The organism is Trichothermofontia sp., from assembly GCF_053493415.1.
This window is the reverse complement of sequence record NZ_JBRCAD010000150.1, coordinates 1-5978: the sequence shown is the minus strand read 5'-3', so window position 1 is coordinate 5978 and position 5978 is coordinate 1. Positions and strand designations below refer to the sequence as shown.

Sequence of the window (5978 nt, the reverse complement as noted above, 5' to 3'; positions counted from 1 at the left end):
ACAAGTTTCGCTATTTGCAACTAGAACTCAGCCGTCGCTGTTCGCTCGTCCATTGGAGCTACGATTTGCTTCCAGAAACGCTTGTATGACTCTCGCACCCTCAAGTGTAAAGTTTTATATCTGGATTCAACACTTCTGGGACTATAGGTTGCTCGGATAAAACGGCGTTCGCCGTCAGCATAATCAAGCCAGGTCTCGATCCGTAGTTCGCTTTCCCCAGCTAGACAGCGATCGAATAGGGGTTTACTCATGGTTTGAAAAAATGTTTCACCCAATAGATCCTGAATGGAATGCCCAATAATTTCATCATGGGATTTTTTATACCAACTTAAATAGGTTTGATTGACAATGCGATAAATGTAACTACGATCGATCAGGGATACGCAATCCGGGGTTGCGGCAATCATTCGTTCGTAGCGCCGTAAGGATGCTTCGGCCTGTTTACGATCGCTAATATCCTGAATTTGGGAGACAAAATAAAGCGGTTGTCCGTCCTGATCTCGGACTACAGTTGCAATCAGCAAGATCCATACCCAATATCCCTGTTGGTGACGATAGCGTTTTTCCATTTGGTAGCTGGCAATTTCGCCCCGGACCAAGCGTTGCGCATTTTCCCAGTCCACTACCCTATCGTCAGGATGGGTGAGGGACTGCACATCAGTAGCTAATAGCTCAGCTTCGGTATAACCTGTGATCTGACATAGGGCCGCATTCACCCGCAGCCAACGGCCATCGAGATCCACCCAGGCCATGCCCATGCCCGCATAATCAAAGGTATTCCGAAAGCGTTGCTCACTTTCTTGAAGTTGTAATTCTAGCTGCTTCCGTTTAGTAATATCCACAGCGACCCCGGTCGCGTACCAAGCATTGACCTGCTCATCGTAGTGGGAACTGAGAACATTAGAAATCCAGAGGTAGTGCCCATCCTTATGTTGAAAGCGGTACTCGATCGTCAGTTGATCAACGGGAGCCATTAACTTTTCAAGGGCGGGTTTAACCACGCGATCGCGATCGTCAGGGAAAATGCGTTCAATCAATAAAGTCGGGTTAGTGACAAACTCCCATTCCGAATAACCAAAAATTGCTGCCGCCCCAGGGGATACATAGTCATACTCCCAACACTCTGGGCTGTACAAATAAATACTAGAAAAGAAGGCGGAGGTATTTTCAACCACAGCCCGGAGTTTCGCCTCAGCCTGTTGTCTGGCCTTGACTTCTGCCCAGGCTTGAGCTTGGGCCATGTGATAGCGCTTAACCTGTTCGCTGAGGTCCGTAATGTCTTGAATTGACCACAGGGCGTAGAATTCCCCGACTTGGGTCCCTGCGATCGCCGATACCGTTGTCTGTTGTACCCGCAGGCTGCCATCTGATTTCGAGGCGGGAATCAAGTGGGGATGCAGTTGGGAAGAGAGCAACACTGGTGGCCCCCCCTCAAATATCTGGCTCAGCCGACTTTGATATTTGGGCTGACGTAGGTGGGGGAAGAAATCCAGGAGTGACTGACCCACAATCTGCTGCCGTGGGATGCCCGTCCAATTTTCCAAATTACGATTCCAGAATAGGACGCTCCAGTCAGCCCGCAGGACAAAGGTTCCTAAGGGGAGGGCATCCAGCAAGGCAAAGGCTGCTTCAGACTCAGGCGGGTTGTTCATCATACAGCTCCAAACTGTCTGTCATTACTGCTAGCAAGGTGTCAAAGGAGCCAATATTGAAGAGTAAAATGATATCACCTGTTACCAGTAATTGCTCAATCAGAAAGCGAGTTTGAGCTAGGAGGACAACATCATCTTTAAGCACATTTCTAATTGAGAAAAGGTGGTGAACCTCTTCTTCAACGTAGCTTGGCATGGAGTATTGAAAGTGCTGATGTAGGAGATTACTCAGCATCCCCATCACTCCATTCAGGACGATATTGCCAATTTCGCTCAAGGTGCCTGTCCGAAGGATATCCAGATCCTCTGGCCCATCCGTTGCTTCACTGCTCAAAGCAGACACCAGTTTAGCCGCACTGGCCGTGGGAAATACCAATTGGGCCAGCCCACTCAGGGAGCCACTGAAACCCAGTTGCACGGTGGCAACGGGATCAAGACCTAACTGCTGGACTAGCTCCTGTTCAACCACATGGGCGGGTAATACCTTCACCTGGGGAACATGAAGTTGAACATGAACATCGAGCATCTGGTTGAGCATACTCGCCGATCGCCCAACGCCAATGTTAATCATTTCCTGCAACGCATCCAGTTGGGTTGTTGTTAGTAAACTCATAGGGGCGGCTCCAATCTGTAGAGAGGTTTAGGGGGTGATGGCTAGCTTGAGGGTATGGAGTAATTCTTCTGGCTTAACGGGCTTAGGTAAAATCGCAACTGCGCCTAAATCAAGGCAGCGCTGTCGGGTACTGTCTTGAATATCAGCACTAATCACAATCACGGGAATACGGATTTCTTGTTCCTTGAGCGCAGCTAATACTTCTTGGCCGCTCATCTCCGGCATGAGTAAATCGAGCAAAATGCAGTCAATGGCCTGTGTACCCACGATCGCGAGTCCGGTCTTGCCATTCGCGACTTCAAGCACCTCATACCCAGCCGACCTTAAGATGCGGTTAATCATGCGACGGGAGAGGAGCGAATCCTCTAAAACCAGGATACGGGGCATAGGACATGGGGAAGATAAGTAGGGTATAACGCTAGTTTAGCAGGGTGGGCCAGTGGTCGAAGTTAGGAGGGGAACTGTAGAGAAAAGCTGAACGGTCGGCCATGATCACTGCTAATGATTCCTCGCTTTGCTGGGTCTGACGGGCGATTGCCATCGTTACCTCCCAAATGGTATTTAGCGTCAAGCCGACGACTGTTTCCGCAATCAACATGACGTTATGCCACGGGAACTATGGTATTTACTAAAATTTTATCGCCAGTCCCCAAGGTCGGTAGGAAAGGTTATTAGAATGATACAATTCGCGTCGATTTTTATTGTTTCAGGGGGATTTTACCGAGAAGGTGTTGACTTTTTACAGCCGTTCCCTCCCTAATGAAGTACTGTCAAGCTTTGTAAACAAGGGGCTTAAGCCCCTTGTCTGTACCTCACTAAATATGGAAGTGCTGTAAGTCTATAATGTAGGGTAAATACCCCTCAACCTAGACAACGTAGGGCGAAATAGTCTCAATATTAGGCAGCAATTATCCCGATTCATGGCGCTGGTAATCTCCTGATTGACCCCCTGTTTTTTGTACTAGGGCGATTGCTTCAATGACGATCGATTTTTCTAGGGCTTTGGCCATGTCATAAAGGGTTAGTGCGGCCACACTCACTGCGGTCAAGGCTTCCATCTCGACCCCGGTTTCGGCTTTGGTGGCTACTTCCGCCTGGATGTGATAACCCGGCAGAGCAGCATCTGGTTCAAGGGTCACCGTGACCTGGTGTAGGGGCAGGGGGTGGCAGAGGGGAATTAACTGGGCCGTTTGCTTGGCGGCCATAATGCCCGCTAGACGAGCTGTTGCTAGGACATCTCCCTTTGGTGCGTTACCCGCCGCGATCGCCGCGAAGGTCTCTGGCTGCATCCGCACCCGCCCCCTAGCGATCGCCCGGCGCTGGCTGGGGAGTTTACTAGATACATCGACCATTTGGGCTTGTCCCTGGCGATCGAGGTGGGTTAGGGCAGGGGCCGGATCACGCGCTGGTTGGTCAACCGGATCGGGTTGGGGGAAGGTAGGAGTTGCAGCGGACATGGGTAAGAACTCGCTCCACAAGCATTGGCGGTAGGGGCTAACGGGCAACCCTGAAAGTTATCTGATCGATTGTCGCCGCTCAGCTTGTCGTGGATCAAGTAATGAGAGGCCAAACGGTACCGTGCTCAGAAAGTTTTGACGAAAGTAGCAAAGTTTGGTATGTTGGCCTTGAATTAATTGGAATATTGTTATTCTTAAGTAATTAAAATCTCACTGGAAAGATAACTGAAAGTCGCTGTCTTTATCATTTGCTTAGCAGATAAGAGACATCTTCTTTTTCTGTCAGAAAAATTGCCTCACATATCGCCATGGTTTCAATCACTGTAACCTTCAATTATACAAAGCGAAGGCTGTTTCTCAGTTTTTTCTTTATATATTGAACGCTTATGCCTAAGGTGGTCTCCATACATTCCTATCGAGGTGGTACGGGTAAGTCTAACTTTACGGCCAATCTGGCAGCGACTGTCGCTGCCTTAGGAAATCGCGTTGGGGTTGTGGATACGGATGTCCCCTCTCCAGGTATTCATAACCTGTTTTGCCTGGCCCCAGAACAGATGGACAAAACCCTCAATAATTACCTCTGGGGTGATAGTCCGATCGAAGCGGCTGCCTATGATGTCAGTGCTAATATTGACCTAGGGGAAGAGGGGCGTCTGTTCCTCGTGCCCTCCAGTGTCAAAGCTGATGATATTGCTCGAATTTTGAAAGATGGTTATGACGTCAAGCTAATGAATGATGGGTTTCGCAGCCTGGTGAAATCACTTCAGCTTGATTATTTATTTATTGATACCCATCCCGGCTTGTCGAAGGAAACGTTTTTATCGATCGCTATTTCCCATATTTTGGTTTTAATTCTGCGTCCCGACAAGCAAGATTATCAGGGAACGGCTGTTACGGTCGATGTTGCCCGACAGTTAAAAGTCCGCAAAATGTTGCTGGCGATTAACAAAGTCCATAGCAAACTCAACCCGGAAGCTCTGAAACAGAAGGTTGAGTCAACCTATCAGGAAACCGTGGCTGGCGTTTTCCCCTTATCAGAGGATGTCGTGCAATTGGCGAGTGAGGGGGTGTTTTGTGTGACCTATCCTGAACATCCTGTTAGTCAGGAATTTCGTCGTGTTGCACAAAAAATTATTGAGGAGTAAGCACTATGTCGGGCTTAGGCGATTTGCAATCCCTGACCAGTTCGATTACAGCGGTAACATCTCCTTTTCGCACTTACCTCAATGATCTATACGATAAGTATCGAGTGCTCAATGATGGTGTAGTGGCGGACTATATTCCGGAACTGGCTCTGGCAAAACCCGAGTGGTTTGGCATTTGCGTGATTACGGCTGATGGGCAAACCTTTGAAGTGGGAGAGTGTGACCAGCTATTTACAATTCAATCAATTTCTAAAGCGTTTGTGTTTGGTTTGGCCCTGGAGGATCATGGACGGGAGTATGTCCATAGCAAGGTAAATGTCGAGCCAACGGGTGAAGCATTTAATTCAATTGTTCTGGATGAGGCGACTAATCGTCCCTATAATCCGATGGTCAATGCGGGGGCGATCGCCACAGCGGATTTGATCAAAGGGGCCAACGCGACTGAACGACTAAAGCGGGTACTGGCCATGTTTAAGCGCTACACCGGACGCGATCACGACATTAACGTGCCGGTCTTTTTATCGGAAAAGGCGACCGGATTTCGCAACCGGGCGATGGCCTATCTGATGCTTAACTTTGGCATGGTCAGTGACAAGATTGATGAAACTCTGGACTTGTACTTTCAGCAGTGTTCAATTCTGGTCAACGCGAGGGACCTGGCCATGTTGGCTGCGACCCTGGCTAATGGGGGTGTGAATCCAGTCACCCAAGAACGGGCGATCGATGAACACTATGTCCAAGATGTGATTAGCGTCATGCTGACCTGTGGGATGTATGATGCATCGGGGGAGTGGTGTTACCGGGTGGGGATACCGGCTAAAAGCGGGGTGGGCGGCGGCATTACAGCCGTCGTTCCCGGCAAATTGGGGATTGGTACCTTCTCGCCGCTATTAGATGCCAAGGGCAACAGTATTCGGGGGATTAAAGTTTGCCAAGATCTTTCCCAGGATTTTGGCTTGCACTTGTTTAATGCCAGAAGTGTTGAAAGTTAGGTTAAGCGATGGAAAAAAGGGACAGAATGCAGTATTCTGTCCTCTAACAAATAAAAAATGATGTTCTATGATAGCCTCATTCCCGAAGCTTGTCAAATTGATCTTGAAGCAGCTTTGTC

7 protein-coding genes are annotated in these 5978 nt (G+C 48.9%); 2 read left to right on the top strand and 5 right to left on the bottom strand.

All coding sequences use genetic code 11. The annotated features are described in order from the left end of the window. Positions 1 to 20: 20 nt before the first annotated feature. The 5 genes from ACWIUF_RS12850 to moaC all read right to left on the bottom strand — a co-directional run bounded on the left by ACWIUF_RS12850 (position 21) and on the right by moaC (position 3722). Entirely contained in the window at positions 21 to 1655 is a 1635-nt protein-coding gene (locus ACWIUF_RS12850; protein ID WP_448572812.1) for a PAS domain S-box protein, read from the bottom strand. Then, positions 1636 to 2265, bottom strand: a complete 630-nt coding sequence (locus ACWIUF_RS12845) for a chemotaxis protein CheX (protein WP_448572811.1) — start codon at positions 2263 to 2265, stop codon at positions 1636 to 1638. Before ACWIUF_RS12845 ends, ACWIUF_RS12850 begins: the two co-directional genes overlap by 20 nt. 27 nt (positions 2266 to 2292) lie before the next feature. Then, positions 2293 to 2652 carry a response regulator gene (locus ACWIUF_RS12840; protein ID WP_448572810.1) on the bottom strand — a complete coding sequence of 120 codons (360 nt, stop codon included), beginning with the start codon at positions 2650 to 2652 and terminating at the stop codon, positions 2293 to 2295. Between the two features lie 31 nt (positions 2653 to 2683). Then, entirely contained in the window at positions 2684 to 2863 is a 180-nt protein-coding gene (locus tag ACWIUF_RS12835; RefSeq protein WP_448572809.1) for a hypothetical protein, read from the bottom strand. 310 nt (positions 2864 to 3173) lie between these two features. Continuing rightward, the gene (moaC, locus tag ACWIUF_RS12830; RefSeq protein ID WP_448572807.1) at positions 3174 to 3722 is read right to left on the bottom strand and encodes a cyclic pyranopterin monophosphate synthase MoaC; all 549 of its coding nucleotides are present in this window, start codon (positions 3720 to 3722) and stop codon (positions 3174 to 3176) included. Positions 3723 to 4108: 386 nt separating this feature from the next. Here moaC and ACWIUF_RS12825 point away from each other — a divergent pair, with 386 nt between their 5' ends. Together ACWIUF_RS12825 and glsA are read left to right on the top strand one after the other, a co-directional pair. Next, positions 4109 to 4867, top strand: a complete 759-nt coding sequence (locus ACWIUF_RS12825; protein WP_448572806.1) for a MinD/ParA family ATP-binding protein — start codon at positions 4109 to 4111, stop codon at positions 4865 to 4867. A 5-nt stretch (positions 4868 to 4872) separates the two neighbouring features. Continuing rightward, entirely contained in the window at positions 4873 to 5859 is a 987-nt protein-coding gene (gene glsA, locus ACWIUF_RS12820) for a glutaminase A (RefSeq protein ID WP_448572805.1), read from the top strand. Positions 5860 to 5978 lie beyond the last annotated feature (119 nt).

Coding starts and splice junctions, on each gene's coding strand:
- ACWIUF_RS12850 (WP_448572812.1), bottom strand. CDS start 1,655: ATGATGAACAACCCGCCTGAGTCTGAAGCAGCCTTTGCCTTGCTGGAT.
- ACWIUF_RS12845 (WP_448572811.1), bottom strand. CDS start 2,265: ATGAGTTTACTAACAACAACCCAACTGGATGCGTTGCAGGAAATGATT.
- ACWIUF_RS12840 (WP_448572810.1), bottom strand. CDS start 2,652: ATGCCCCGTATCCTGGTTTTAGAGGATTCGCTCCTCTCCCGTCGCATG.
- ACWIUF_RS12835 (WP_448572809.1), bottom strand. CDS start 2,863: ATGTTGATTGCGGAAACAGTCGTCGGCTTGACGCTAAATACCATTTGG.
- moaC (WP_448572807.1), bottom strand. CDS start 3,722: ATGTCCGCTGCAACTCCTACCTTCCCCCAACCCGATCCGGTTGACCAA.
- ACWIUF_RS12825 (WP_448572806.1), top strand. CDS start 4,109: ATGCCTAAGGTGGTCTCCATACATTCCTATCGAGGTGGTACGGGTAAG.
- glsA (WP_448572805.1), top strand. CDS start 4,873: ATGTCGGGCTTAGGCGATTTGCAATCCCTGACCAGTTCGATTACAGCG.